24 protein-coding genes are annotated in these 24,129 nt (G+C 66.3%); 14 read left to right on the top strand and 10 right to left on the bottom strand.

The genetic code is table 11. The annotated features are described in order from the left end of the window. Positions 1–38 precede the first annotated feature (38 nt). Positions 39–1,913, bottom strand: a complete 1,875-nt coding sequence (gene ggt / locus VEIS_RS03055) for a gamma-glutamyltransferase (protein WP_011808420.1) — start codon at positions 1,911–1,913, stop codon at positions 39–41. A 189-nt stretch (positions 1,914–2,102) separates the two neighbouring features. Between ggt and VEIS_RS03050 the strand changes: the two genes are divergently transcribed. The 9 genes from VEIS_RS03050 (at position 2,103) to VEIS_RS03015 (ending at position 10,293) form a co-directional block, all read left to right on the top strand. Continuing rightward, on the top strand, positions 2,103–2,753 hold the full coding sequence (locus VEIS_RS03050) for a TetR/AcrR family transcriptional regulator (protein ID WP_011808419.1): 651 nt from the start codon (positions 2,103–2,105) through the stop codon (positions 2,751–2,753). Further along, on the top strand, positions 2,753–2,911 hold the full coding sequence (locus VEIS_RS28145) for a hypothetical protein (protein ID WP_157048379.1): 159 nt from the start codon (positions 2,753–2,755) through the stop codon (positions 2,909–2,911). Before VEIS_RS03050 ends, VEIS_RS28145 begins: the two co-directional genes overlap by 1 nt. Positions 2,912–3,033: 122 nt before the next feature. Beyond that, complete coding sequence (locus VEIS_RS03045; protein WP_232287827.1) at positions 3,034–4,032, top strand: tripartite tricarboxylate transporter substrate binding protein; 999 nt, start codon at positions 3,034–3,036, stop codon at positions 4,030–4,032. 37 nt (positions 4,033–4,069) lie between these two features. Next, the gene (locus tag VEIS_RS03040; protein ID WP_011808417.1) at positions 4,070–4,834 is read left to right on the top strand and encodes an ABC transporter permease; all 765 of its coding nucleotides are present in this window, start codon (positions 4,070–4,072) and stop codon (positions 4,832–4,834) included. Between the two features lie 41 nt (positions 4,835–4,875). Next, positions 4,876–5,886 (top strand): ABC transporter substrate-binding protein, encoded by a 1,011-nt coding sequence (locus tag VEIS_RS03035; RefSeq protein WP_011808416.1) that lies wholly within the window; start codon positions 4,876–4,878, stop codon positions 5,884–5,886. A gap of 58 nt (positions 5,887–5,944) precedes the next feature. Continuing rightward, complete coding sequence (locus VEIS_RS03030; protein ID WP_011808415.1) at positions 5,945–6,724, top strand: ABC transporter ATP-binding protein; 780 nt, start codon at positions 5,945–5,947, stop codon at positions 6,722–6,724. A gap of 9 nt (positions 6,725–6,733) precedes the next feature. Then, complete coding sequence (locus VEIS_RS03025; RefSeq protein WP_011808414.1) at positions 6,734–8,164, top strand: enolase C-terminal domain-like protein; 1,431 nt, start codon at positions 6,734–6,736, stop codon at positions 8,162–8,164. A 54-nt stretch (positions 8,165–8,218) separates the two neighbouring features. Further along, complete coding sequence (locus VEIS_RS03020; protein ID WP_011808413.1) at positions 8,219–9,382, top strand: Gfo/Idh/MocA family protein; 1,164 nt, start codon at positions 8,219–8,221, stop codon at positions 9,380–9,382. A 20-nt stretch (positions 9,383–9,402) separates the two neighbouring features. Beyond that, the gene (locus VEIS_RS03015) at positions 9,403–10,293 is read left to right on the top strand and encodes a sugar phosphate isomerase/epimerase family protein (RefSeq protein WP_011808412.1); all 891 of its coding nucleotides are present in this window, start codon (positions 9,403–9,405) and stop codon (positions 10,291–10,293) included. 45 nt (positions 10,294–10,338) lie between these two features. Here the strand turns inward: VEIS_RS03015 and VEIS_RS03010 are convergent, their stop codons facing one another. Further along, the gene (locus VEIS_RS03010; RefSeq protein ID WP_011808411.1) at positions 10,339–10,851 is read right to left on the bottom strand and encodes a DUF1993 domain-containing protein; all 513 of its coding nucleotides are present in this window, start codon (positions 10,849–10,851) and stop codon (positions 10,339–10,341) included. A 337-nt stretch (positions 10,852–11,188) separates the two neighbouring features. Continuing rightward, the gene (locus VEIS_RS03000) at positions 11,189–12,457 is read right to left on the bottom strand and encodes an MFS transporter (RefSeq protein WP_011808410.1); all 1,269 of its coding nucleotides are present in this window, start codon (positions 12,455–12,457) and stop codon (positions 11,189–11,191) included. A 204-nt stretch (positions 12,458–12,661) separates the two neighbouring features. Between VEIS_RS03000 and VEIS_RS02995 the strand changes: the two genes are divergently transcribed. From VEIS_RS02995 to VEIS_RS02980, 4 genes are all read left to right on the top strand, one after another. Continuing rightward, a complete protein-coding gene (locus VEIS_RS02995; RefSeq protein ID WP_011808409.1) occupies positions 12,662–13,900 on the top strand; it encodes an ABC transporter substrate-binding protein in 1,239 nt (412 codons plus the stop codon). 125 nt (positions 13,901–14,025) lie between these two features. Further along, a complete protein-coding gene (locus VEIS_RS02990; RefSeq protein ID WP_041949768.1) occupies positions 14,026–14,910 on the top strand; it encodes a branched-chain amino acid ABC transporter permease in 885 nt (294 codons plus the stop codon). Between the two features lie 2 nt (positions 14,911–14,912). After that, complete coding sequence (locus VEIS_RS02985) at positions 14,913–16,856, top strand: branched-chain amino acid ABC transporter ATP-binding protein/permease (protein ID WP_011808407.1); 1,944 nt, start codon at positions 14,913–14,915, stop codon at positions 16,854–16,856. Positions 16,857–16,875: 19 nt separating this feature from the next. Beyond that, entirely contained in the window at positions 16,876–17,598 is a 723-nt protein-coding gene (locus VEIS_RS02980) for an ABC transporter ATP-binding protein (RefSeq protein WP_011808406.1), read from the top strand. A gap of 4 nt (positions 17,599–17,602) precedes the next feature. Here the strand turns inward: VEIS_RS02980 and VEIS_RS02975 are convergent, their stop codons facing one another. From VEIS_RS02975 to VEIS_RS28140, 6 genes are all read right to left on the bottom strand, one after another. Continuing rightward, the gene (locus tag VEIS_RS02975; protein WP_011808405.1) at positions 17,603–18,616 is read right to left on the bottom strand and encodes an alpha/beta fold hydrolase; all 1,014 of its coding nucleotides are present in this window, start codon (positions 18,614–18,616) and stop codon (positions 17,603–17,605) included. Between the two features lie 24 nt (positions 18,617–18,640). After that, positions 18,641–19,588 carry a hypothetical protein gene (locus tag VEIS_RS02970; protein ID WP_011808404.1) on the bottom strand — a complete coding sequence of 316 codons (948 nt, stop codon included), beginning with the start codon at positions 19,586–19,588 and terminating at the stop codon, positions 18,641–18,643. Between the two features lie 23 nt (positions 19,589–19,611). Then, positions 19,612–20,229, bottom strand: a complete 618-nt coding sequence (lpoB, locus tag VEIS_RS02965) for a penicillin-binding protein activator LpoB (protein WP_011808403.1) — start codon at positions 20,227–20,229, stop codon at positions 19,612–19,614. 29 nt (positions 20,230–20,258) lie between these two features. Then, positions 20,259–20,654 carry a YcfL family protein gene (locus VEIS_RS02960; RefSeq protein ID WP_011808402.1) on the bottom strand — a complete coding sequence of 132 codons (396 nt, stop codon included), beginning with the start codon at positions 20,652–20,654 and terminating at the stop codon, positions 20,259–20,261. Between the two features lie 74 nt (positions 20,655–20,728). Beyond that, entirely contained in the window at positions 20,729–22,291 is a 1,563-nt protein-coding gene (locus VEIS_RS02955) for a COG3014 family protein (RefSeq protein WP_232287826.1), read from the bottom strand. Between the two features lie 141 nt (positions 22,292–22,432). After that, a complete protein-coding gene (locus tag VEIS_RS28140) occupies positions 22,433–22,612 on the bottom strand; it encodes a hypothetical protein (RefSeq protein WP_157048378.1) in 180 nt (59 codons plus the stop codon). 89 nt (positions 22,613–22,701) lie between these two features. Here VEIS_RS28140 and fur point away from each other — a divergent pair, with 89 nt between their 5' ends. Continuing rightward, complete coding sequence (gene fur / locus VEIS_RS02950; protein WP_011808400.1) at positions 22,702–23,118, top strand: ferric iron uptake transcriptional regulator; 417 nt, start codon at positions 22,702–22,704, stop codon at positions 23,116–23,118. Positions 23,119–23,134: 16 nt separating this feature from the next. On the opposite strand, the gene hprK is transcribed toward fur, so the two are convergent. Then, positions 23,135–24,091 carry an HPr(Ser) kinase/phosphatase gene (hprK, locus tag VEIS_RS02945; RefSeq protein ID WP_011808399.1) on the bottom strand — a complete coding sequence of 319 codons (957 nt, stop codon included), beginning with the start codon at positions 24,089–24,091 and terminating at the stop codon, positions 23,135–23,137. Between the last annotated feature and the right edge of the window lie 38 nt (positions 24,092–24,129).

Genomic DNA, 24,129 nt, shown 5'->3' with positions numbered 1-24,129 from the left:
TCTGATCGTCTGATCGTCTGATCGTCTGATCGGGGCTTTCAGTCGTTGCCCTGCGCCGTGCCTTCGCGGCGCGGATCGGCGCCACCGGCATAGGTGCCGGCGCCGGGGTTGCGCGCCAGCAACCCGGCCTTGCCATCGGCGCGCAGGCCGTTGAACACGACGCCATGCAGGCCGCTGGTGAAGGAATCGGTCTGCACCACGGTGTGGCCGCGCGCCTTCAGGCCATCGCGGATGGCGGCGGTATCGATCAGCGAGCCCTTTTCGATCGAGGTGGTGGCGTTGGTCTGCGCGCCGAAGTTCGGCAGGTTGATCGCCTGCTGCACGTTCAGGCCCCAGTCCGTCATGCCCAGGATGCTCTTGGCGGTGTACTGGATGATGGCGCTACCGCCGGGCGAACCGATCGCGCCTTCGAACTCGCCCGTGGCCGCGTTGAAAATGATGGTCGGCGCCATCGAACTGCGCGGGCGCTTGCCGGCCTGCACGCTGTTGGCAATGGGATCGCCCGCCGCGTCCGTGGCGCTGAACGAAAAGTCGGTGAGCTGGTTGTTCAGCAAAAAGCCGCGCACCATCTGCAGGCTGCCAAAGCCGTTTTCTATGGTGGTCGTCATCGACACCGCATTGCCGGCGCGGTCGATGATCGACATATGCGTGGTCGATGGCAGGGCCGGCGAGTTGTCCCGCCCCATGGTGTGGTAGACACCGGGCGGTGTGCCGGCCTCCGGTGTGCCGATGGTTTTTTGCATGCTGATCAGCTTGGCGCGCTTCTTGAGGTAATCGGCGTCGATCAGGCCGGCCTGCGGCACGCGCACGAAGTCCGGATCGGCCACATACAGGGCGCGGTCGGCATAGGCCAGGCGGTAAGCCTCGGACACCAGATGCACCGCGTCGAGCGTGTTCGGTTGCAACGACGCCAAGTCAAAGCTCTGCAGTATGCCCAGGGTCTGCAACACGGCGATGCCGCCCGAACTGGGCGGCGGCATGCCGCAGACACGGTACTGCACGCGATACACGGCGCACACCGGCTCGCGCAGCTTGTGGGTGTAGCCGGCCAGGTCGTCGAGCGCGAGCCGACCGGGGTTGGTCGGGTGGCCGCTGACCTTGGCCACGATGTCCCGGGCGATCTCGCCCCGATAGAACGCATTGGCCCCGTCGGTGGCGATGGCGCGCAGCGTGGCCGCGAGTTCGGGGTTTCTCAGCATCGTCCCCGCCGCCTTGGCCGTGCCGTCGGCATTCAGGAAATAGCTCGCGCCTGGCTCGCCCTGGGCCTCGATGCGCGCGGCCACGCCGGCGATCGACGCGCTCATGCGCTGCGAGATGGCAAAGCCGTTTTCGCTGAGCGCGATGGCGGGGTCGAACAAATCCTTCCAGGGCAGCTTGCCATGCGCCCGGTGCGCGGCTTCGAGCATGCGCAGCACGCCCGGGGTGCCCACCGACAGGCCCCCGTCGACGGCCGCCAGAAAGCCCAGCGGCTTGCCGTCGGCACCGATGAACAGATCGGGGGTGGCGTTTCGGGGCGCGGTTTCGCGGCCGTCATAGGCCAGCAACTTGTCGGCCCCCTTGTCGAAGTACAGCATGAAAGCGCCGCCACCGATGCCCGACGATTGCGGCTCCACCAGGTTCAGCACCATTTGCAGCGCAATCGCGGCATCGACGGCGCTGCCGCCCTTGGCCAGGATGTCAACCCCGGCCTTGACGGCCAGCGGATTGGCGGCCGCCACCATGTCCTTGCCGGCATAGGCTATCGTCTTGGGCGTGTAACCCGTCGGCGGCTCCGGCGGCATGTACTGGCCAGGCTCGGGCGCAGCCACCGGGGCGGCCGGGCCATCATTGCCACCGCAGGCGGCCAGCACGACCAGCGCCGCAATGCCCAGGCCCGTGGTGCGGGACAGGCGGTGAAAAACAGTTGCCGTCATGGGTGAAAAGTCCTTGGAAAAAACCGGGAAGAAGCCGGCGAGAAGCCGGAAAAAGCAGGCCGGAAACAACGCATTGCACCGGATGCCAGGGTCTGGAAGCTGCTGGTGTCGCAGTTTTCCTGGTGGCCGTCAAGTCCAGGATACACGCAGCGCCGGCTCCTTGTTAACCAGATAGTGAACCATTCGGGCATGACCAAAGACACCGACACCCCCGCCAAGGAGCGCCTGCGGGACGCAGACCGCTCGCAGGGCGCGATCTTCAGCGCAGCGCGCGACGAATTTGCCGAGCACGGCCTGGGCGGCGCCCGCATGGAGCGCATCGCCGAGCGTGCGGGCCTGAACAAGCGGCTGATCTACTACTACTTCGAGGACAAGGAAAGGCTGTTCCAGGCGGTGCTGGAGCAGGCCTATATGCAGATCCGCGAGCAAGAGCGCCAGCTCGATCTGCTGGCGTTGGAGCCGGCCACGGCCATTCGCCGGCTGGTGGAGTTCACCTGGACCTACTACCTGGACAACCCTCAGTTCCTCACGCTGCTGAACAGCGCCAACTTGCACAAAGCGCGCCATTTGCCGCAATCGCAGCGCGCCCGGGAGCTCAATTCCCCGCTGATCGCAACCCTCGGCGAGGTGCTCGAACGGGGCCGCCGCGCAGGCAGCTTCCGCGGCGGCGTCGATCCGCTGCAACTGTACATATCGATTGCCGGGTTGGCGTACTTCTACCTGTCGAACAACCACACGCTGTCGGCCATCTTCGGGCGCGACCTGATGGCCCCCAAGGCGCGCAACGAGCGGCTGTCGCATATGTGCGATGTGATCATGGGCTACGTGCTCAGGAGCTAATGTCGCGTCACCGATCATCTGTCTGCCTGCGACATCCGATCGGTGACGCGACACGAAGGGCGGCGCGCCAAGCCCCCCAACCCTGCCCCTGGTGCGCGGCCCAGGCCACGCGCCACGCCATAGGCGGCCTTGCGCTGCGCTTGCGGGTAAACCCCTGACGACTCGGCACGCGAATGCGTTGACGCGCAGGCGGGGATTCAGAAAAATGCCGATCTATTCACCAAGAGGTGAATTGATCTGCAGCCGACAGCCTGCCACACCGGAGATCGGAGACCAATCCATGCCCATGCCCAGCGTTCCCATCGCCCGCCATGCACCGGCGCTCGCCTTGGCGGCGGCCGTCGTCTCCACCTTGTTCCTGAGCGCCCTGGCGCAGCAGAGCTACCCGAACAAGCCGATCCGGGTGATCGTTCCGTTTGCCGCAGGCAGCACCACCGACATCATTGCGCGGGCCATTGCCGACAAAATGGGCCAGAGCATGGGGCAGAGCCTGGTGGTGGACAACCGCAGTGGCGCCAGCGGCACCATCGGGCAGCAGGCCGTGGCCACGGCGCCCGCTGATGGCTATACGCTGATGGTCCATTCATCGTCGCACACGGTCAGTCCCAGCACCTTCGCCAAACTGCCGTTCGACACCCAGGCCGACTTTGCCGGCGTGACACCGATCTCGTCGCTGCCCAACGCGCTGGTGATAGCGCCCGCCAAGAACATCCGGACGTTGCAGGCGCTGCTGGCCGCCGCCCGGGCCCGGCCTGGCAGCATCAATTTTGCCTCGGCCGGCCAGGGCAGCGCCACGCATCTGAACGCCGAAAAGTTCAGGCTCGCCGCCAGGATCGAGGCCACCAACATCCCGTTCAAAGGCTCGGCCGAAGCCGTGACCGAAGTGCTGTCGGGGCGGGTGGACTATTACTTCTCGCCCATCGCCCCGGTCATCGGCCAGATCAGGGATGGGCAACTGCTGGCGCTGGCCGTGGGTTCGCCCAAGCGGGCCGCCGCCTTGCCCGAGGTGCCCACCACCGCCGAGGCCGGCGTGCCCGGCTCGGAGTTCAACTTCTGGATCGGCATGATGGCGCCCGCCAAGACACCGCGCGCGATCGTCGAGCGCCTGCACGACGAGGTGGTCAAGGCCCTGGCCACGCCCGAGGTGAAGGAGCGTTTCCTCAAGCTCGGCGCCGACGCCTGGACGCTCAGGCCCGAGCAGTTCGACGCCTACATCAAGCAAGAGATCGCGAGCAACGCCCAGCTCGTGCAGGCCGCAGGTCTGCAGGTCCCGCAGTAATCGACAAAGCCCGGCGAGAAAGATCGGCGTCGCCTCCATGCTCCGCAAGCTCCTGCTCTGCCCGGCCCTGCGCCCGTTCCTGCTGATCCTGTTGCTGCTGGCGCTGTGGGACCTCGTGATCCGGCTCTTCGAGATCCCGGCCTACCTGATCCCGCCGCCGTGGGAAGTGGTCAAGCAGTTCGTCGCCGAATGGCCGCGCCTGCTCAGCGAGAGCTGGAAGACCACGCTCGCCACGCTCGGCGGCTTTGGCCTCACGATCGTCATCGGCATTCCGATCGCGATGCTCATCGCCTACTCGCGGCTGGTCGAGTCGTATGTGTACCCGCTGCTGGTGTTCTCGCAGAGCATCCCGAAGGTGGCGATCGCGCCGCTCTTCGTGGTGTGGTTCGGCTTCGGCATCCTGCCCAAGGTGATCAGCGCCTTCCTGCTGGGCTTCTTCCCGGTGGTGGTGTCCACGGTGATGGGCTTCAAGTCGGTCGAGCCCGACATGCTCGACCTGGCCCGTTCGATGGGCGCGAGCCGCCTGCAGACCTTCTTCAAGATCAGCCTGCCGCAGGCCCTGCCCGCGATCTTCAGCGGGTTGAAGGTATCGGTCACGCTGGCCGTCGTTGGCGCGGTGGTCGGCGAATTCGTCGGCGCCAACTCCGGAATCGGCTATGTGCTGCAGGTGGCCAACGGCAACTTCGACCTGCCGTTGATGTTCGCTGCGCTGGTCGTGCTGTCGAGCATCGGCGTGATCCTTTTCGTCGCGGTCGACCTGATCGAGCGCTCGATGATTCCGTGGCACGCATCGCAGCGCTGAATTCCTTCGTCATACCCAGAAAACTCCCGGAGACAACCGCCATGAAGAAACTGCTTGCCTCGATGCTCGCCGTCGCCGCCACGGCCCTTGCGACCTTCGCCATCGCCCCCGCCCAGGCCCAGGCTGAAAAGCCCAAGGACAAGGTCACGCTGATGCTCAACTGGTACCTCTACAGCGAGCACGCGACCTTCTTCCTCGGCAAGGAAAAGGGCTTCTATGCCGAAGAGGGCATCGACCTCGGCATCCAGGAAGGCCGCGGCTCTGCCGTCACCGCGCAGGCGGTGGCCGCCAAGTCGGCGACCTTCGGCTACATCGACGTCACCACGATGATCAAGGCCGCCGCCAAGGGCGCGCCGCTCAAGTCGACCGGCGTGCTGTTCCAGGTGAGCCCGATGTCGGTCATGGGCTTGAGCGAGAAGAACATCGCGACGCCCAAAGACATCATCGGCAAGACCGTGGCCGTGACGCCCGGCGATTCGATGTCGCAGATGTGGCCGCTCTTCCTCAAGGTGAACGACATCAGGCCCGACCAGGTGAAGGTCGTCTCGGGCGACGGCCAGACCAAGCTCAATGCGGTGGCCAACGGCCAGGCCGACCTCTTGCTCGGCTACGTGATGGACCAGGCCATCAAGCTGCAGGACGCCACCGGCAAGCCCGTGACGCCGATTCGCTTTGCCGACTCGGGCGTGAACCAGATCAGCTCCGGGATCATCACCCACAAGAACCTGCTGACCGAGAACCCCGACCTGGTCAAGCGCTTCATGCGCGCCTCCACCAAGGCCGCCGAAGCCGCCGAGAAGAGCCCCGAGGCTGCCGTGGACGCGATGCTCAAGGCCCACCCGAAGGCCGGCGTGCGCGACACGTTGATCGTGGGCATGAAGCAGAGCGTGGCGCTCTATCACACGCAGGAAACAGCCAACCAACGGCCGTTCCGCGTGGCGATGAAGAACGTGAACGACTCGCTCGACCTGCTGGTGCAGTACGGCGGCATGGATGCGTCCACGCGCGGCAAGCCGGAAGACTACGTGACGCTCGACTTCCTGCCGAACTGATTTCTTTCGCTCTCGCGCTCGCTCTTGCGCTCGCTTCTCGCCACCTCTCACGCAGCCCATGTCCCAAGTCCGCCTGATCGAAGCGCGCGGCGTCGCTAAAACCTACCAGAGCAAGGACGGCCCGGTCGAATCGCTCAAGCCGCTGGACTTCGCCATCCAGGAAGGCGAGTTCGTCTCCGTCGTCGGCCCCTCGGGCTGCGGCAAGAGCACGCTGCTCAAGATGGTCGCGGGCCTGCTGCCGATCAGCAGCGGCGAGCTCACGCTGGCCGGCAAGCCGATCGAGGGGCCGCAGAAGGACGTGGGCATCGTGTTCCAGAGCGCGGTGCTGCTGCCCTGGCGCAGCGTGGAAGACAACATCCTGCTGCAGGCCGAGATGCGCCACCTGCCCAAGGCCGCGTCGCAGGCCCGGGCGCGCGAACTGATGGAGATGGCCGGCCTCCAGGGCTTCGAGGGCAAATACCCCTGGCAGCTCTCGGGCGGCATGCAGCAACGCGCCTCGATCTGCCGCGCGCTGCTGCACGACCCCTCGGTGCTGCTGATGGACGAGCCCTTCGGCGCGCTCGATGCGATGACGCGCGAGAAGATGAACCTGGAGCTGCAGCGCATCTGGATGGCCTCGAAGAAGACCGTGATGCTGATCACCCACAGCATCCCCGAGGCGGTCTTTCTGTCGGACCGCGTGATCGTGATGAGCGAGCGCCCGGGCTCGATCGCCGCCGTGTACGGCATCGACCTGCCGCGCCCGCGCCCATTGGACATGATGGCCGCGCCCGAATTCGGCGCGCACACGAAGCTGGTGCGCGCGCATTTCTTCTCGCAGGGCATCCTGGACCACTGAACGCCTGCCATGGACGCGCCCCGCTTTCACATCGAAGAGATCCGCTTTTCCGAGCGCGACGTGGCGCTGCGGCTGCCGTTCCGCTTCGGCGCCGCCACCGTCACCGCCTGCCCGCAGGTGTACGTGCGCGCGCGCATCCGCTTCGAAAACGGCGGCACGGCCGAGGGCTGCGCGGCCGAGATGATGGTGCCCAAATGGTTCGACAAGAACCCGGCCCTCAGCAACGAACAGAACTTCGAGCAGTTGCGCTGCGCACTGCGCGCCGCGCGCGCTGCGTATGTCGCCGAAGACGGCGCGCAGACCGCGTGGACGCACTTCGCCTCGAACTACGCCGCGCTGCAAGCCCGTGCGAAGGCCAAGGGCTTGCAGGCGCTGGTGGCCAGCTACGGCCCCGCGCTGATCGACCGTGCCGTGATGGACGCGCTGTGCCTGCGCAGCGGCACGAGCTTCGCGACAGCGATGCGCGCCAACCTCTGCGGCATCGACATCGCAGGCAGCGGACTGGCCGACGATCTCGCAGGCTTCGACATGCCCGCCTTCCTGGCCAGCCAGTCGCCGCGCGCGAGCATCGCCGCGCGCCACACCGTCGGCCTGGCCGATGCCATCGACGACAGCGACGCGCTGCCCGACGCACCGGCAGACGGCCTGCCCACCACGCTCGCCGAGGCGGTGAAACGCTACGGTCTCACGCATTTCAAGCCCAAGCTCTGCGGCAACACCGCGCAAGACATCTCGCGTCTCGAACGCATCGCCCGCGTGATCGATGGCCATGCGCAGCTCGTGACGCTCGACGGCAACGAGCAGTACGCCGACGCCGATGACTTCGCCGTCTTTCTCGACCGCATGTTGTCCACGCCCGTGCTGTGGAAGCTCGCGCAGAAGACCGTTTTCGTCGAACAACCGATCCGCCGCGACGCCGCGCTGCAGCGCAGCGTGTCGGCGCCGGGCAAGCGCATCCCGCTGCTGATCGACGAATCCGACGCCACGCTCGACGCCTTCGTGCAGGCCCGCGCGCTCGGCTACACCGGCGTGTCGAGCAAGAGCTGCAAGGGCTTCTACAAGTCGGTCGTCAACGCGGCGCGCTGCGCGCACTGGAATGCGGCAGAAGACAAGCCGCGCTATTTCCTGTCCGGCGAAGACCTCACCATGCAGGCCGGCATCGGCGTGCAGCAAGACCTCGCGCTCGTCGGCTGGCTCGGCCTGTCGCATGTCGAGCGCAATGGACACCACTACGTCAACGGCCTCGCGGCCGTGCCCGAGGCCGAGCAGCAAGCGCTGCTGAAGCTGCACCCCGGCCTCTACGAACCCGGCGACGGCGCCGTGCGCCTCGCCATCCGCGGCGGACAGCTCCCCCTGGCGCCGCTCGCCGCCGCGCCCGGCTTTGCCACGGGCATTCCCGGCGCCGGCATCTCGTGGGACGCCATGCGTTCCGTCTACTGAAGCACCCTTTTCGCACCCCTTTCGCACCCCTTTCGCACCCCAAGGAAGAAAACGATGGCCACCCAACGACTCGGACTCATCATGCACGGCGTCACCGGCCGCATGGGCATGAACCAGCACCTGATCCGCTCGATCTGCGCGATCCGCGCGCAAGGCGGCGTCACGCTGTCGAATGGCGACAAGGTGATGCCCGACCCGATCCTCATCGGCCGCAACGCCGAGAAGCTGGAAGCGCTCGCCAAGGCCCACCACATCGCGCGCTGGGGCACCGACCTGGACCAGGCGCTGGAGAACGAGCACGACGCCATCTTCTTCGACGCCGGCACCACGCAGATGCGCCCCACGCTGCTGGCCAAGGCCATCCGCGCCGGCAAACATGTCTACTGCGAGAAGCCGATCGCCACCAACCTGAATCAGGCCGTCGAGATCGCCCGCCTCGCCGAAGACTCCGGCCTGAAGCACGGGGCGGTGCAGGACAAGCTGTTCCTGCCCGGCCTGCGCAAGCTCGACATGCTGCGCCGCGCGGGCTTCTTCGGCCGCGTGCTGAGCCTGCGCCTGGAGTTTGGCTACTGGGTGTTCGAGGGCGACCTGCAGCCGATACAGCGCCCGAGCTGGAACTACCGCAGCGAAGACGGCGGCGGGATGATCCTGGACATGATGTGCCACTGGCGCTATGTGCTCGACAACCTGTTTGGCGCAGTGCAATCGGTGTCGTGCATCAGTGCCACGCATATTCCCCGGCGCTGGGACGAAGCCGGCCGACCCTACCCGGCAACGGCGGACGACGCCGCCTACGCCACCTGCCAACTCGCCGGCCACCATGGCGAGCCGGTGATCGCCCAGATCAACATGAGTTGGGCCACGCGGGTGCGCCGCGATGACCTGGCAACCTTCCATGTGGACGGCACCGACGGCTCGGCGGTGGCCGGCCTGTCATCGTGCCTGGCCCAGCCGCGCGTGGCCACGCCGCGCCCGGTGTGGAACCCGGATCAGAAGCAGACGATGAACTTCTTCGCGCAATGGCAGGAAATACCGGACACGCAACCATACGACAACGGCTTCAAGGTCCAGTGGGAGCACTTCATCCGCCATGTGGCCGAAGACGCGCCCTACCCGTGGACCCTGCCCGAAGGCGCCAAGGGCGTGCAGTTGGTCGAGGCGGCACTGCAAAGCTGCCAGCAGCGGCGCTGGGTGGACCTGGCGCCGTTGCCGCTCTGAACCGCACCGCCCGCAACACCATGCGCGACTTCTCCCAAGACCATCGCTGGCTGTCGATCAACACCGCCACCGTGCGCAAGCAGCAAGGTGCCGAGGTGCCGCTGGCGCGCATCATCGAGCAATGCGCCGAGCGCGGCATCCGCGCCATCAGCCCCTGGCGCGACCAGGTGGCCGCCGCCGGCCTGGAGCGCACGGCCCGGCAACTGCGCAGCCATGGCATGGCGCTGTCGGGCTACTGCCGGGGCGGCTTTTACCCGGCGGCCGATGCGGCCGGACTGCGCGCCGCGCTCGACGACAACCGCCGGGCCATCGACGAGGCCAAGGCACTGAACGCCGCCTGTCTGGTGCTGGTGGTCGGCTCCCTGCCCGGCGCGCTGGACGAGGCGCGGCACGGCAAGCCCCATTACACCGACCTGGCCCGCGCGCGCAGCGAGGTGTTTGACGGCATTGCGGCGTCGCTCGAATATGCCCGCCAGGTCGGCATGCCGCTGGCCATGGAGCCGCTGCACCCGATGCAGGCGGCCGACCGTGCCTGCATCAATACCCTGGAGCAGGCGCTGGACATCTGCGACGCGCTCGACCCCGGCCAGACCGGCGCATTGGGCGTGGCGCTGGATGTGTACCACGTATGGTGGGACCCGAAGCTGGCGGCGCAGATCGCACGCGCCGGTCAGGCCCGCCTGCTGGCCTACCATGTGTGCGACTGGCGCCTGCCCACCCGCGATCTGCTGAGCGACCGCGCGATGATGGGCGACGGCGTGATCGAGTTGCGCAAGATCCGCCAATGGGTCGAGGCAGCGGGCTTTGCGGGCTACGCCGAAGTCGAGATCTTTTCTGCGCTCGACTGGTGGCAGCGCAGCGGCGCGCAGACGCTGGCGGCCTGCATGCAGCGGTATGGCTCGGTGGTGTAGCGCAGCGCGGCTGTGCAGGCGTGGAAAACAGCGCTGCTGCGCCGTTCAGTACCGGCCCATGTAATCGCTCTTGCCCAGTTCCACACCGTTGTGCCGCGCAATGGCGTAGGTCGCGTTCACATGGAAGAAAAATTGCGGCAGGCCGTAGTGCAGCAGGTAATGCTCACCCACGAACTGCTTTTCGCGCGGCGTGCCCGGCTGTAGCGTGATCTGCCGCGTGGCAGCGGCGGCAAACGACGCCGCCGGCAGGCCCTCGACAAAGGCCAGCACCTGGCCGATGCGCTCGTGCAGTTCGGCAAAGCCGGGGCGTTGCGCATCGGGCAGCGTTGGCACCTCCACCCCCGCCAGCCTGGCCGCCACGCCCTTGGCGAAGTCGCAGGCAATCAGCACCTGCCGGGCCAGCGGAAACATGTCGGGGAACAGCCGCGCCTGCAGCAGCGCCTCCGGCTCGATCTTGCGTGCCGTGGCATGGGCCTCGGTCTTGGTCAGGATGTCTTTGACGGAGCCCAGCATTTGGCGAAAGACGGGGATGCTGGCGTTGTACAGGGAATGGGTCATGGGGGTATATGTCCTGAGAGCGGTCGGGGAGGTCGGGGATGCGGCGCAGGCATGGGAAGGAGGGCAAGGCTCACAGCGCCGGCGCGGACCATTGAACCACAAGTCGGCCCCCGCCATGGGCCGGCGCGCCGCCGCCGCCGATGGCGAGCGCTCGGGCGGCTGTCGCCACCGGCGGGCACGCGCTGCGCGCCTGCATGAAAAAAGAGTTGCGGCAAGCCGTGGCGCAGCAGAGCAGTAGCGCAGCAGCGCAGCAGCGCAGCAGCGCAGCAGGCAACCGTGCCGGACAGTGCGCTGCCGGGTTGCGCAAGCCGCTGCTCAGCAGAGCAGCAGGCAGTGCTCAGCCACGAACCGCTGCCCGCGCGGCATGCCCGGCTGTAGTCACACCGGCGCCGACCAGCGCCGCCGACACCACACCCAACACCAGCACCAGGGCCGCGCCATGGAAGATGCCTGCGCTCAGGCCGCGATCGAGCAGGGCGCCAAACACCGGTGCGGCCACGCAAAAGCCCAAGTCCAGCCCCGAATACACGGCGCCATACACGCGGCCCGTGGCGCCCGGCGGCGCTGCGCGCCTGATCAGCATGTCCCTCGATGGACCTGCCAGGCCCGTGCCCAGCCCGGCCATCGAGACCAGCACGACCGCCGCCAGGCCCGGCAGCCAGCCCAGGCCCGCCAGCGCCAGCAACGCGGCCGAGCCCAGCAGGCAGGCCGCGATGCACGACTCCAGCCGCTGCACGCGGCCGACCAGAAAGCCCCCGGCCAGCGTCCCTGCGGCGCCACACAGCATGTAGCCCGTCACCACCATGGCCGTCACAGTGAACGGCAGACCATACATGGCATGCAGCGCAGGGCTGACAAAGCTCTGGACGGCGCTCATGGCGCAGGTGCTCCAGAAAAAGAACGAGAAGCACAGCCACACCGATGGCAGTTTGAGGAACGCCATCGGATGCTCGGCCCGGGCGCTGCCGGCAGCGTCCGGGGCCGGCTGTGACCAGGCGCCCAGGCGATCGTCGAGCGCAGCGCGGTTGCAGACCATGATGGCCAGCACGATCAGCGCCCACAAGGCGCCGCACAGGCAGGCGCTGCGCCATGAACCCGTGGCCAGCGCAATCCCGGCCATGAACACGGGCGCGATGGCCGACCCCAGGTAGCCGCTGATGCCATGCACCGAAAAGCCATGACCCAGGCGCGGGGCTGATACGCGCTTGTTCAGGATGGTCAGGTCCACCGGATGGAACGAGGCGTTGCCCAGCCCGGCCAGCGCTGCCGCCAGCCACAAACTGGCATAGCCTTGCGCAGCGGCTGCCACCAATGCCGACGCCGCCAGGCACGACAACGCGCCAAACAGCATGGGCCGGGCGCCCACGCGGTCGACCACGAAGCCGGCCAATGCCTGGCCGATCCCCGAGACCACGAAGAACACCGACACCAGCAGACCCAGTTCGGAGTAGCTCAGGCCAAACTCGCGGATCAGCCACGGGAACAGCGGCGGCAGCAGCATGTGAAAGAAATGCGAGCTGCCATGGGCCAGGCCGATGAGGCCGATGGTTCGGACATCCTGGCGCAGCGCAGCAGGGCTGGCGATGTCGGTCGGTGCAGAGCGCATGGCGCTGATCTTATCGCTTCACCGGCCGGCCCGGCGACGCTTGCCAGGACACCCGCTCCAGGCCCATCCCGTTGCGCACCCGTGCCCGACTGTGGCGCGCCAGCATAAGTAATTTCCCTTATCAGGGAGGAACCCGCAGGAACGCCAGGCAGGTGTGGATAAACTGCGCGACCGAGCATTTTCGTCACTACCACCGGAGATAGCATGCCATTTCGCTTGAACAGATTCGCGCTGTATGCGGCAGTTGCCGCAGCCTCGGTTGGCCTATCGGTTGCTGCCCATGCGGCCGAGCCGATCAAGATTGGCGTGGCCGGTCCTTTCACCGGCGGATCTTCCTCGATGGGGGTGAGCATGCGCGATGGCGTGCGGCTGGCGATCGATGAAATCAACAAGGCCGGGGGCGTGCTGGGCCGCCCGCTGCAAGCCATCGAGCGTGACGACGAAGCCAAGAACGAACGCGGTGTGCAGATCGCCCAGGAACTGATCAACAAGGAAAAAGTCAGCGCCGCCGTCGGCTATATCAACACCGGCGTGGCACTGGCGGCGCAGCGCTTTTTCCAGGATGCCAGGATTCCGGTGATGAACAATGTGGCCACCGGTTCGGTCATCACGCACCAGTTCGATGACCAGCCGGAAAACTACATCTTCCGCAATTCGGCGCATGACAGCATACAGGCGCCGATGATCGTCGAGGAGGCCATCACCCGCCGCGGCTTCAAGAAGGTGGCGATTTTGGCGGACTCGACCAACTACGGGCAATTGGGCCGCGCCGATCTGGAAAAGGCGCTGGCGCTCAAGGGCATCAAACCGGTGGCGATCGAGAAGTTCAACATCAAGGATGTGGACATGACGGCGCAACTGCTCAAGGCCAAGGAAGCCGGCGCCGAGGCCGTGCTGACCTACGGCATCGGGCCTGAACTGGCGCAGATTGCCAACGGCATGACCAAACTGGGCTGGAAGGTGCCGATGGTGGGCAGTTGGACCCTGTCGATGGCCAACTACATCGACAACGCCGGCCCCGGTGGCGAAGGCGCGCGCATGCCGCAGACCTTCATCCAGGAGCCGACCACGCCCAAGCGCCAGTCCTTCATCATCAATTACCTGAAGACTTTCAACCCGAAGAATGCGCGCATCGACTCGCCGGTATCGGCTGCGCAGGGCTATGACTCGATCTACCTGCTGGCGGCCGCCATCCGGCAGGCCGGCTCCACCGATGGCCCCAAGATCCGGGCGGCGCTGGAAGATCTGAAGACCCCGGTCGATGGGGTGGTGACCACCTACACCCGGCCGTTCACGGCCAAGGACCATGAGGCCATTACCGCCAACATTCCGGTGATCGGCGAAGTCAAGGGCCAGCGCGTGGTCTACGCCTATGCGCAGGATTTGCAGAAAGCCTCCGAAGTGCGCGTCAAGAGCGCCGTGGCCGAGCTGCCCAAGAAGTAAGCCCGGCGCCATGCCCGGCGTGCAGGCAGCGCCTTGGCCGGCAAAAAGGCCGATGCGCTGCCGGCAAAGGCGCGACCCGGGGTGGCCGCTCATCGTTGACCGTCGATTTTTGGCAAGGCCCATCCATGGAAGCACTTCAAGTGCCACTGCAGTTGCTCTACAGCGGCATCGCGCTGGGCATGATCTACGCGGTCATCGCCTTCGGCTACCAACTGACGTTCCAGACCTCGGACACCCTGAACTTTGGCCAGGGGGATGCGCTGATGCTCGGCGCCATGGTCGGCTTGACGCTGGTGGGCCTGGGGCTGAACTACTGGCTGATGCTGCCCATCGTCATCTTGTTCGGCATGTTGCAAGGCGGCCTGGTCGAATGGCTCGGCGTGCGCCCGGCGCTCAAGATCAAGAGCGAGTTTGGCTGGATCATGTCGACCATCGCGCTGGGCATCATCTTCAAGAATGTGGCGGAAAACCTCTGGGGCCGGGATGACCTGAAATTTCCCTCGCCATTGCCGGAGTCGCCGCTCAGCCTGCTGGGCGCGAAGGTGCTGCCGATGGAAATTCTGGTGGTGTTTGGCGCCATCGCGATGATGCTGGCGGTGGAGCTTTTCAACCGCAAGACGATTTATGGCAAGGCGGTGGTGGCCACTTTCAACGACCGCGATGCGGCCGGGCTGATGGGCATCAACACCGGGCTGGTGATTACCTTCTCCTACGCGCTGTCTTCGGCCAGCGCTGCGCTGGCCGGTGTCCTGATTGCGCCGCTGACGCTGACCGGCGCCACGATGGGCGCGGTGCTTGGCCTGAAAGCCTTTGCCGTGGCCATCATCGGCGGCCTGACCAGCGGCCTGGGCATCATCGTCGGCGGCATCATGCTGGGGGCGGCTGAAATGTTCACCGGCTATTACGTTTCCTCCGGCTACAAGGACGTTCCCGGTCTGCTGCTGTTGCTGTTGGTGCTGGCGCTCAAGCCTTCCGGGCTGTTCGGCAAAACCGCGATCAAGAAGGTCTGATGATGCAGCGCAACCCGCTTCGGATCGCCGTGCCGGGCCTGGCCCTGCTGGCTGCCATGCCGCTGTTCATCGGCAACCCGTACTACATCCACATGATCGGCACGATCATGATTTACGCCATCTTGCTGTTCGGGCTGGACATCGTGGTCGGCTATACCGGGCAGGTGTCGCTCGGGCATGCCGGGCTGTTCGGCGTCGGTGCGTACACGGCGGGGGTGCTGTTTCTCAAGCTCGGCGCGCCGCTGTGGCTGATCATGGTGGCCTGCATCGGTGTCACGGCAGTGTTTGGCGCGTTGCTGGCGCTGCCGGCCTTGCGCGTCTCGGGGCCGTACCTGGCGATGGTGACGCTGGCTTTCGGCACCATCATCCAGATTCTGATCAACGAGATGGGCTTTTTGACCGAAGGCCCGCTGGGCATCAAGATACCCAAGCCTTCGATCGCCGGCATGAAGCTCGACGACAACGGTTTTTACTGGCTGGTGCTGGCGCTGATGGCGCTGGCGCTGCTGGTGGTCGACCGCATTTTGCGCTCGCACTATGGCCGCGCCTTCGAGGCCCTGCGCGGCAGCCCGGTGGCGTCGGACTGCATGGGCGTCTCGGTCTACCGCTACAAGGTCTACGCCTTTGTGATCAGTGCCGGGTTTGCCGGCCTGGCAGGCGGGCTGTATGCGTATTCCGAGCAGTACATCTCGCCCAATACCTACAACTTCGAGCTCACGGTGCTGTTCTTGCTGGCCGTCATCATGGGAGGGCGCAAGACGCGCTCGGGCGCCTTGCTGGGCGCGGCCATCATCGTGATCTTGCCCAAACTGCTCGACGACCTGGAACTGTTTCGCATCGTCGCCAGCGTGCTGGCGCTGCTGATGGCGCTGGGCGCGGCGCTGGGCCTGGCGCGCAAGGTCGTCACGCCCCGCGCGGTCATCGTTCCGGTGGCGGGCACGGTGGCGCTGGCCGGGTTTTCGTTCTGGCTACAGTCGATCACCGATTGGCGCCTGACCATCTTCGGCCTGATGATTTTGTTCGTCGTCTATTACCTGCAAGACGGCATCGTCGGTTTTGTGCGCAGCCAGTGGCTGCGCAGCGCCCGGCGCTCGCAGACCGGCGGGCGGCAGACCCCGCGCGAGGACGCCGTCCTGTCGGGGCCCGGCCCATCCAGCGGCAACGGCAATGACGACGATGGCGGCGACCTGCTGGTGGCCAAGGACGTGCTGATGCAGTTTGGCGGCCTCAAGGCCCTGAACCAGGTGGACCTGACCGTCAAGCGCGGCAGCATTCACGGCCTGATCGGCCCCAATGGTTCCGGCAAGAGCACGATGATGAATGTGCTGACCGGCATCTATGCGCCCAGCGGCGGCAGCATCGAGTTTGCCGGACGCAGTGTGCTGGGCCGCAGTTCGGCGGCCATTGCGCGCTCGGGCATCGCGCGCACCTTCCAGAACGTGCAACTGTTTGGCGAGATGACGGCACTGCAAAACGTGCAGGTGGGTTTGCACCACAGCTTTGCCAGCAACATCCTGGACGTGGCGCTGCACACCCCGCGCTATCTGCGCGAAGAGCAGGCGGCCATCGAGCGCGGCCTGGGGCTGATCGGGTTTGTCGGCCTCGGCGACCTGGCCCACGAGGAGGCGCGCAACCTGCCGTATGGCAAGCAGCGGCTGCTGGAAATTGCCCGCGCGCTGGCGCTGGCGCCGCAACTGCTGCTGCTCGACGAGCCGGCGGCGGGACTGACGGCGCCGGACATCGAGGAACTGGTGGCCATCATCCGCAAGATTCGCGACCACGGCATCACCGTAATCCTGATCGAGCACCACATGGACGTGGTGATGGGCATTTGCGACCAGGTCCTGGTGCTGGACTTTGGCCAGAAGATTGCCGAAGGCCGGCCCGCCGACATACAGGCCCACCCGAAGGTCATCGAAGCCTACCTCGGCGGCACGGCGGCATGAAAGACACCAGGACTTGACCATGCTGCACATCAGGAACCTCGAAGCCGGCTACGGCAAAGTGCAGGTACTGCACGGCATCTCGCTGGACGTGCCCCGGGGCCAGGTGGTGACGCTGATAGGCTCCAACGGCGCCGGCAAGACCACCACCATGCGCGCCATCTCCGGCATGATCAAACCCGGCGCCGGCGAAATCACATTGCAGGGCCGGCGCATAGACGGGCTGGACTCCTACGCCATCGCCCGGCGCGGGCTGGCCCACTCGCCCGAGGGGCGGCGCGTATTTGCCACCATGTCGGTGACGGACAACCTGACCCTGGGCGCGTTTGCCCGCCTCACCGGCAGCCGTCCCAAGGGCGATGTGCAGGACGATCTGGAGCGCGCGATGGAGCTGTTCCCGCGCCTGAAAGAGCGGCGCAACCAACTGGCCGGCACGCTGTCCGGCGGCGAACAGCAAATGCTGGCGATGGCCCGCGCGGTGATGCTCAACCCCGACATCGTGCTGCTCGATGAGCCGTCGATGGGGCTGGCCCCGATCCTGGTCGAAGAGGTGTTTCGCATCATTGCCGACCTGAAGTCACGCGGCGTGACCATGCTGCTGGTCGAGCAGTTTGCCGCCGCCGCGCTCCAGGTGGCCGACTATGGTTACGTGCTGGAAAACGGCAGCATCCCGGTGCACGGCAGCGCGGCCAAGCTGCGCGACGACCCGGCCGTCAGGGCCGCCTACCTGGGGGGCGGGCATTGAGGCATCAGTCTGCCGGGCCTGCCGGGCCTGCCTGACCCTGATCTGTCTGATCCGTCAGGCCGGACAGCGGCGCGCACAGCCCGGCCTGCGGCGCGCGCGCCCATTGCTCGATCCAGGCCCATAGCTGCTGCACCCCATCGGCGCCCGTGGCACGGTGTTGCAGGCCATGGTCCGCGCCGTCGAGCCGGCGCGTGCACCAAGCGGCTGAGCGCTGGCGCGCGCGCCGGGCAAAGCGCTGATAAGCGGCGGCCGGCACCAGTGCATCATCGGCGCCCCAGACCTGCAGCAGGGGCCAGGGGCCAGCGGTCAAAGGCTGCGCCACCGGCCAATGCCACAGATCGCGCCAGTAGCCCAGGCTGCGCCCTTGGAGCAGCGCGCTGTCCGGCAAGGCCCCGGCCTGCGCCGGGTCCAGCAACGCCGGCAAAGCCAGCCATTGGGCCTCCAGACCCAGGCGGCGGGCCTGCAAGCGCCCGGCTTCCTGCGGATCGAGACCGCTGGCCGACAGCAGCACCAGCCCTGCCAGATGCGGCACCTCGGGTGCCAGCGCGGGCAACAACTCGGCGCCTTCGGAGATACCGACCAGCAACTGCGGCAACGCGGGCTGCCCCTGGCGCTGCAACGCATCGGCGCGCAGGGCGCTGCGGGCATGGGCCTGCCACACCGAAAGGCGGTCCTGCCGCACCAAGTCGGGCGCGCAATCGGCGGCTGCGGTGCGGGCCTGCGGGGCCACCCCGGGCTTGTGCAGCACCAGCACCTGCGCGTGCAGCAGACCGGCAAAGTAGCGCTCGGCAAAGGCCCCCAGGCCGGCGCAACCCGACCCCGGCAGCACGATGACGCGGTAGCGCAATGGCGCCGCCCGCTCGCTGCGCAGCAAAGCCTGCAAAACCACCCCGTCAGCGCCGGGCAGCGGGTGCAGCCGAAAGGCGCTGGCAGGCTCGGGCAAAGCCGCAGGAGCTGCAGCACAGCCCGGTAGCGCTCCCGTCAATGCGCCCACCAGGGCCAGCAACAGCCGCCGCATCGGCGCCTGACGGCGGGGGGGGGGTTACTTGAGGATCAGCACCTGCTCGGGCGGCCGGGGCTGCGCTACGGGGATGGGTTGACTGCCCTGCATCGGCACACCCTGCTGGTACACCGGCGGGCGCACACCGCGTGCCAGATGGGCGTCGGTGTAGCCCAGTTGCGTGACCAACTGCAGGTACATGTGCTGCGCCAGCGAGAGCGAGGTTTCATGCATCACCTTGGCCCGGTTGGGCGGGGCGATGTCGCCGCGGTTGGACAGGATCTTGGTGTCATTGCCCTCCCCCTGGGCCGAGAACGCGGCCTTGATCTCGTAGGTCTTGGTGTCGATCAGCGAGAAGTCGGCCAGCAGTTGCAGGCCGTACTGGCGCGTGGCGCTGGTGGTGCCTTGCAGCGGCGAGAGCGCATCGGTGAAATCGATGCTGGAGACCACGCCGAACAGCACATAGTCGGCGTCGTGGAACTCGCCTTTTTTGATGCGCGCGATCACGTCGGTGACCTGGGGCTGCGCCTGGGGCGTGGCCATCTTGCCGCCCTGCATCTGATTCAGCACCTGCTCGGCCTTGGACGGCTGGGGCTGGCCGGCGTCAAAGCCCTTGCCCTGCACGAGGCGGAAATAGGTGCCCTGGAGAATCGTGCCCTTGATGGCGTTGGTGTAGCCGCCAAGCTCACGCTGCTCGATATAGCTGTAGCGGCCGGCCACATAGCTGCCGCTGGCCTGCTCGGACGCCTGCATCGAATGCTGGCTCGAGCCGCCAAACATGCCGTGGCTGCCGCTGCCCTGCGCGCTCATCTGGCTGCTGCGCTGGTAGTTGCCGACCATGAAGTACTCGGACACGCGCTGTGCGTAGGCCAGGTCGGTGACGGCGATCTTCGGGGCGGTGTTTTGCTGCGCCCGGGCCGTGCTGCCCCAGGCCAGGGCGGTGACGGCCAGCACGGCCAGGGCGGTGCCCAGGGTGGTTCTGCGTTGCATGGTGTTGACTCCGGGGGCGCCGCTCAGCGCTTGCTGGTTTTGCGGATTTCTTTCTCGTCCTGCCATTCGATCGTGCCTTCCTGCACATCGAACAGCTTGAGCGTGAACTTGTAGTACACGTCCTTGGTCGCGCTGCTTTGCTTGACGATGCTGGTCAACTCGCCCTCCATGCTGTATTTGGCCGCCGTCATCTGGCCCATTTTGGCGGTGCTGCCCTGCCGGTACAGGCCGCTCTGGTTCTGGCGCTGCAACTCGTCGACGCCCTGCTGCATCTCGTTGATCGAGCGCGCGAAGCGCACCTTGCCCGACTTGACCAGCGCGGTCTGTATCGAGTTCATCACGTTGGTGGTGTCTATGTATTCGCTGGTCTTGTTCTTCACGGTGGAGATCGTCACCGTGGGGCGGCCCTGGAAGATGCCGGTTTCGAGCAGCCCGCCGGTCATCTTCTCGGCAATCATCTGCAGGTCGGTGGAGCCGAACTCGTTGGTGACCAACTCGACCGCCTTGGCGTCGCCGTAGTTGACCTCGCGATCGAATCTCACCGTAGGCGAGGACAGTCCCTGGCAGGCCGACAGGGCCAGGGTGCCGGCCGCAAGGGCCAGGATCAGCGCGCTGCGCCGGAGGGTGTGTCGTTGTTGCATGGTGCTCGATTCCAAAAGGGGCGCAGGCGCTAACGCGGTTGCACATTCATTTCAAGACGCAGATCGATCGCCGCGCTGGTCGGCGCCACGCTCTTGACGGTTTGCCGGCCCAGGCCCAGTACGCTGATCTGCTTCCATGATTCGCCATCGCCGACCGGGCTGCCGATGCTGTCCAGCCAACTGAAACGGTAGAACATGGTGCGGTCGCTGCGGCCCGTGTTGGACAGGTCGGCCTGCACGGTCAGGATGTCGTTCTTGCGCAGGATGCGCATCTCGCGCACGGCGATGCCGTTGGCCTCGCCGCGCAGCGCAATCTTGGCGGCCACGGCCGGCGGTGTGGCCGGGTCGTGCAACTGGGCGCCGGCGGTGCCGGTCAGCATCATCAGGGCCGCGCACAGGGCCGGCAGGGCAAAACGGGTTCTCATGCCAGAGGTTCCTTCGTTCGGAATGGGATCGATGGGTCGATGGGTTGGGAAAGGGACGGTACGGTACGGTTGCCTCAGGGCTTGGCAACCTGCGCGGGCTTGGCGCCAGGCTTGGGTGCCGGACGGGGGCGCTTGTTGGCGCGCGGCGCGGCTGCGGGCGTCACGGGTGCCACCGCAGGCACCACCACAGGCGCCACCGCAGGCGCTGCTGCAGCGGGGGGCGCAGGCGCTGCCACGGCAGGGGCCGCGCCGGGTAGCTGGCCCAGTGTCGCCACATCACCGATCAGCACGCTGTTTTCATACATGCGCAGCGGCACCAGCGCGTACTGGCCATCGATCCTGATGCGCGCGGGCAGTTCGCGGCCGTCGATGGCGATGCTGTGCTCGCCGGGCGGCAGGTAGCCACGGGCCACATACACGCGGCCGGGCAACATGCGCCACATGCGGTCGTCGGCCTGCTCGGTGGCGACAGAAGCGGCCGCGCCAATCAGGCCACCGATCAGGCCGCCCTGCTTTTGCAACTCGTTTTGCAACACGCCCTTGGTCAGGGCGCGGGTGAAGCTGCGCAGCACCATGCCGGGCATTTCGTCCTTGAGCGCGCGGCGCGCCATCACGTTCACGTCCACCACTTTTTCCAGCTTGAAATGGGCGCCGGCGGCCGACAGGCGGGTCAGCAGCGGGTCTTGCGATGGCGCGATCACCGGGTAGGAGATGCTGGCCGTGACCATGCCGCGGCTGGTGGGCACCGGCAGCGTGAAAGCCTGGGGCTTGCGGGCCGGGGCGTCGCCGGCTTCGACCACGAAGAGCACATCGGTCATGCGCTGGCGGCGCTGCCAGGTGATGCTGGTGCGGTGGTCCAGACCCTGCAGGCCCTCTTCGAGCACCTGCGTCTCGGGCTTGAGCTCGATGGCCTTGCGGTAGCCGGGCGCCGCCATGCCGGGCTCGTTGAGTATCTCGTACAAAAAGCCGGCCAGGTAATGGCTCAGCGCGTTCTGGTAGCTGTTCTTCAGGGCCAGCACCTCCGGGTCGTCGAGAGTCTCCACCGGGTAGCCGTTGATTTCCTTGCTGCCCGATCTGGCGCCATTGGACTTGGCCTGCTCTTCCGCCGCCAGGGTTTCCTTGGCGCGGAATTCGGCAATGATGGCTTCGCGTTCGTGGGTGCGCTTGATGTCCACCCGGGCGTTGTCGAAGTCACCCACGGCCATGCGGTTGAGCGCCAGGCGCGTGGTCAGCCAGACCTTTTCATAGTCCTGGCCTTCATAGCCCTTCAGGCGCTCGCTGATCAGCGCGGCGCCGAGCATGCCCATCAGTTTGTCGGGGTTGGTCTTGGCGGTGTCTTCCCATTCCTTGACCTTGCTGTCGGCCTGCAGAAAGGCTTGGGTGCTGTCGGGGTAGCGGCGCTCCATGCGCAACAACTCGCCGCGCTCCATGTTGTACAGTAGCGCGGCTTTTTCTTCGCCGGTCTTGGCCGTGCTTTCGAGCTGTGCCAGCGCCGCTGGAATGCCACCTGCGCGCCCCGCGTTTTGCATGTCGGCGGTCTGCTTGTCGTAGCTTTGCGTGGCGCAACCCGCGACGGCGGCGCTGAACGCCAACGCCCACACGAGGCGCGGGCAAAAACGGGGCTGATGATCGGTCATGGGCGGGAAAATGTGAGATTTATGGTGTTTGTGTGCGCCATTGTAATCATCGCCGCAGCGGTCGAAACGGATGGCCCTGTTCCATGCGGCGGTACCCCGGGATGGAAAGGCAGGCACGGCATCCCTCCGATACACTGGGCACTACCGGCCGGACGCGACTAGTGTCGCGTCACTGATCATCTGTCGGTCTGCGCTGGCCATCGAAGCGCAGCGCGGCGTTGCATCGCTTGCCAATACGCTCGGTATTGGCTGCGCGATGCGCCTTGCGCTGCGCTCCGATGGCTGCGCGCAGCCTACGACATCTGATCCGTGACACGACACTAGCCCGACTGCGGCCCCGGCCCTGTTGCAGCATTGCGTCAGGCCCCTGCCTGGAACACGGTGCCGGCCCGCACCCGAAAGAGCATCCCATGACCAATATCGACGAACTCAAAAGCACGGGCCTGAAGGCCACGCTGCCGCGCCTGAAGATTCTGGATATCTTCCAAAAGGGCAGCCAGCGCCACATGACTGCCGAAGACGTTTTTCGCGTGCTGCTGCAAGAGCGCACGGACATTGGCCTGGCCACGGTGTACCGGGTGCTGACACAGTTCGCGCAGGCCGGCATCCTGAGCCGCAGCAACTTCGAGAGTGGCAAGTCGGTGTATGAACTCAACGAGGGGCTGCACCACGACCACTTCATCTGCACCTCCTGCGGCAAGGTGGAGGAGTTCTACGACCCCGAGATAGAAAAGCGCCAGCAGTCGGTGGCCAAGACCAAGGGCTGGGTGGTGCAAGACCACACGATGGCCTTGTACGGCCAATGCGCCAGTTGCGCGCAAAGATGACGCCCATGCACGACGCTCAGCGCCCGTTGTCGTGCTCCATCGCGCGGCGGTGGCGCTCGACGAATTCCTGGTAGGTATCGATTCCGCGCAGTTGCAAGATGGTGTTGCGCACGGCCGCTTCCACCAGCACCGCGATGTTGCGCCCGGCCACCACCTGTATCACCACCTTGAGCACCGGCACGCCCAGCACATCCTGCGTCAGGGGTTCGTAGGGCAGGCGCTCGTAGTCGCGCTCGAGCGTTTCCTTGCGCACCAGGTGCACGATGAGTTTGAGGCGCATCTTGCGCCGCACGGCGGTCTCGCCAAAGATGGCGCGGATGTCGAGCAGGCCGATGCCGCGCACCTCCAGCAGGTTTTGCAGCAGTTCGGGGCATTTGCCCTCGATGGTGGTCTGGTTGATGCGAAACAGGTCCACCGAATCGTCGGCCACCAGGCCGTTGCCGCGCGAGATCAATTCCAGCCCCAACTCGCTCTTGCCCAGGCCCGATTCGCCGGTGATCATCACGCCCAGCCCCAGGATGTCCATGAACACGCCGTGCATGGTGGTGCGGTCGGCAAAATGCTTGGACAGGTAGGCGCGCAGCACGTCGATGACGAAGGCCGCCGACTCCTGCGTGGAGAACATCGGAATCTGGGCCCGCTCGCACATCGACACCAGGGCGTCCGGCGCGGTCTGGTTGTCGGCCAGCACCAGCACCGGCGGCTCCAGCGTCACGATGCGGGCGATGCGGCGCTTGCAATCGTCGGGCGAAGCGCTGCCCAGGTAAGCGATTTCGCGCTCACCCAGTATCTGCACGCGGTAGGGATGGATGTAGTTCAGGTAACCGACCAGATCGGCCCCGGAGCTCGCCAGGCGCACCACCACTTCATCGAAACGGCGCTCGCTCGCCCCCAGGCCCGCGACCCACTCCCATTTCAGCGGGCCACGGAATTCCTCGAACAGGGCATCGGCGCTGACGACATTAGGCTTCACGGCAGTCCAGGCCCCTTCGGTTGCTCATCGCGCTGCGC

It is taken from the genome of Verminephrobacter eiseniae EF01-2, from assembly GCF_000015565.1.
In the GTDB taxonomy this organism is placed as follows: domain Bacteria; phylum Pseudomonadota; class Gammaproteobacteria; order Burkholderiales; family Burkholderiaceae_C; genus Acidovorax; species Acidovorax eiseniae.
Note: the sequence above shows the minus strand (reverse complement) of the source record. Positions and strands in the feature narration are given on the sequence as shown.

Excerpts from the sequence above, each read along its gene's own strand:
- ggt (WP_011808420.1), bottom strand. The coding sequence starts at position 1,913 with ATGACGGCAACTGTTTTTCACCGCCTGTCCCGCACCACGGGCCTGGGC.
- VEIS_RS03050 (WP_011808419.1), top strand. The coding sequence starts at position 2,103 with ATGACCAAAGACACCGACACCCCCGCCAAGGAGCGCCTGCGGGACGCA.
- VEIS_RS28145 (WP_157048379.1), top strand. The coding sequence starts at position 2,753 with ATGTCGCGTCACCGATCATCTGTCTGCCTGCGACATCCGATCGGTGAC.
- VEIS_RS03045 (WP_232287827.1), top strand. The coding sequence starts at position 3,034 with ATGCCCATGCCCAGCGTTCCCATCGCCCGCCATGCACCGGCGCTCGCC.
- VEIS_RS03040 (WP_011808417.1), top strand. The coding sequence starts at position 4,070 with ATGCTCCGCAAGCTCCTGCTCTGCCCGGCCCTGCGCCCGTTCCTGCTG.
- VEIS_RS03035 (WP_011808416.1), top strand. The coding sequence starts at position 4,876 with ATGAAGAAACTGCTTGCCTCGATGCTCGCCGTCGCCGCCACGGCCCTT.
- VEIS_RS03030 (WP_011808415.1), top strand. The coding sequence starts at position 5,945 with ATGTCCCAAGTCCGCCTGATCGAAGCGCGCGGCGTCGCTAAAACCTAC.
- VEIS_RS03025 (WP_011808414.1), top strand. The coding sequence starts at position 6,734 with ATGGACGCGCCCCGCTTTCACATCGAAGAGATCCGCTTTTCCGAGCGC.
- VEIS_RS03020 (WP_011808413.1), top strand. The coding sequence starts at position 8,219 with ATGGCCACCCAACGACTCGGACTCATCATGCACGGCGTCACCGGCCGC.
- VEIS_RS03015 (WP_011808412.1), top strand. The coding sequence starts at position 9,403 with ATGCGCGACTTCTCCCAAGACCATCGCTGGCTGTCGATCAACACCGCC.
- VEIS_RS03010 (WP_011808411.1), bottom strand. The coding sequence starts at position 10,851 with ATGACCCATTCCCTGTACAACGCCAGCATCCCCGTCTTTCGCCAAATG.
- VEIS_RS03000 (WP_011808410.1), bottom strand. The coding sequence starts at position 12,457 with ATGCGCTCTGCACCGACCGACATCGCCAGCCCTGCTGCGCTGCGCCAG.
- VEIS_RS02995 (WP_011808409.1), top strand. The coding sequence starts at position 12,662 with ATGCCATTTCGCTTGAACAGATTCGCGCTGTATGCGGCAGTTGCCGCA.
- VEIS_RS02990 (WP_041949768.1), top strand. The coding sequence starts at position 14,026 with ATGGAAGCACTTCAAGTGCCACTGCAGTTGCTCTACAGCGGCATCGCG.
- VEIS_RS02985 (WP_011808407.1), top strand. The coding sequence starts at position 14,913 with ATGCAGCGCAACCCGCTTCGGATCGCCGTGCCGGGCCTGGCCCTGCTG.
- VEIS_RS02980 (WP_011808406.1), top strand. The coding sequence starts at position 16,876 with ATGCTGCACATCAGGAACCTCGAAGCCGGCTACGGCAAAGTGCAGGTA.
- VEIS_RS02975 (WP_011808405.1), bottom strand. The coding sequence starts at position 18,616 with ATGCGGCGGCTGTTGCTGGCCCTGGTGGGCGCATTGACGGGAGCGCTA.
- VEIS_RS02970 (WP_011808404.1), bottom strand. The coding sequence starts at position 19,588 with ATGCAACGCAGAACCACCCTGGGCACCGCCCTGGCCGTGCTGGCCGTC.
- lpoB (WP_011808403.1), bottom strand. The coding sequence starts at position 20,229 with ATGCAACAACGACACACCCTCCGGCGCAGCGCGCTGATCCTGGCCCTT.
- VEIS_RS02960 (WP_011808402.1), bottom strand. The coding sequence starts at position 20,654 with ATGAGAACCCGTTTTGCCCTGCCGGCCCTGTGCGCGGCCCTGATGATG.
- VEIS_RS02955 (WP_232287826.1), bottom strand. The coding sequence starts at position 22,291 with ATGACCGATCATCAGCCCCGTTTTTGCCCGCGCCTCGTGTGGGCGTTG.
- fur (WP_011808400.1), top strand. The coding sequence starts at position 22,702 with ATGACCAATATCGACGAACTCAAAAGCACGGGCCTGAAGGCCACGCTG.